Raw genomic sequence first — 1550 nt, forward strand, 5'->3', positions numbered from 1 at the left:
GTGCTGCGGCAAGGCGTCTACCTGAACATCATCAAGCTCACGCTGACGATGATGAGCGAGATCGCGGCCGCGTCGTTCCATCGCGTGCAGCGCTTCTCGACCGACTGGCACGCGAACAGCTTCGCGGGCTCGACCGTGCGCAAGATCACGCGCGGGATCTGGGCGCTCGACCTGCTGAACGACACCGTGCTGATCGCATTGCTGCCGTCGGTCACGATGCTCGTCGGCGCCACCGTGCTGCTCGGCACGCACTGGCCCGTGATGGGGCTCGTCGTCGGCGCGGGTTCGCTGCTGTACATCACGGTGACGGTCGCGGTGTCGCTCGGCATCGTCGCGCCGGCCGCCCGGCTCGGCAACCTGTGGGATACGCGCATGGGCGGCGCGCTCGCCGATGCCGTGAGCTGCAACGCGGTCGTCAAGGCGTTCGGCGCGGAAACGCGCGAGGAAGCGCGGCTCGCGCGCGTGATCGGCAAGTGGCGGCAGCGCACGCGCCGCACATGGGTGCGCGGCACGCTCAACGGCGGGTTGCAGGGCGCGATGCTCGTCGCGATGCAGGCCGCGATGATCGGCGTCGCGCTGCGGCTGTGGGCAAACAACGAGGCGAGCGTCGGCGATATTGCGTTCGCGCTGACGATGTTCTTCATGCTGCAGGGCTACCTGCGCGACGTCGGCATGCACATTCGCAACCTGCAGCGCTCGGTGAACGACATGGAAGAGCTCGTCGCGCTCGAACGCCAGCCGCTCGGCATCGACGATCGCCCCGGCGCACCGGCCATCCGGATCGGGCAAGGCGAGATCCGCTTCGAGCACGTGACGTTCCGCTACGACAACCACCCGGTGCCGCTGTATGACGATTTCTCGATGCGGATCGCGCCGGGCGAGCGCGTGGGCCTCGTCGGCCACTCGGGGTCGGGCAAGACGTCGTTCATCAAGCTGATCCAGCGCCTGTACGACGTGTCGGGCGGCCGCATCACGATCGACGGCCAGGATATCGCGCGGGTGCGGCAGGACTCGCTGCGCAGCCAGATCGCGATCGTCCAGCAGGAGCCCGTGCTGTTCCACCGCACGCTCGCGGAGAACATCGCGTATGCGCGCCCCGACGCAAGCCGGGCCGACATCGAGCGCGCCGCGCGGCTGGCCAGCGCGCACGACTTCATCGCCACGCTGCCGGACGGCTATGACACGCTCGTCGGCGAACGCGGGATCAAGCTGTCGGGCGGCGAACGCCAGCGGGTCGCGATCGCGCGCGCGTTCCTCGCCGATGCGCCGATCCTGATTCTCGACGAAGCGACGTCGAGCCTCGACAGCGAGAGCGAACTGCTGATCCAGCAGGCGATGGAACGGCTGATGGTCGGCCGCACGACGCTCGTGGTCGCGCACCGGCTGTCGACCGTGCGCGCGCTCGACCGGCTGCTGGTGCTCGATCGCGGCAAGGTGATCGAGGAAGGCAGCCACGACGCGCTGATCCGGATCGACGGCGGCATCTATCGCCGGCTGTTCGAGCGGCAGGCGCTGGAGCTCGCGAAGGGGCTCGCCGATTCGCCGCGGCG

The 1550-nt window shown here is 69.0% G+C and carries 1 protein-coding gene; it reads left to right on the plus strand.

All coding sequences use genetic code 11. The features are described from left to right. Positions 1 to 1550, plus strand: a 1550-nt coding sequence (locus JYJ84_RS36380; protein ID WP_205190276.1) for an ABC transporter ATP-binding protein, incomplete at both ends; no start/stop codon positions are given.

The organism is Burkholderia sp. LMG 13014 (assembly GCF_905232215.1).
In the GTDB taxonomy this organism is placed as follows: Bacteria; Pseudomonadota; Gammaproteobacteria; order Burkholderiales; family Burkholderiaceae; genus Burkholderia.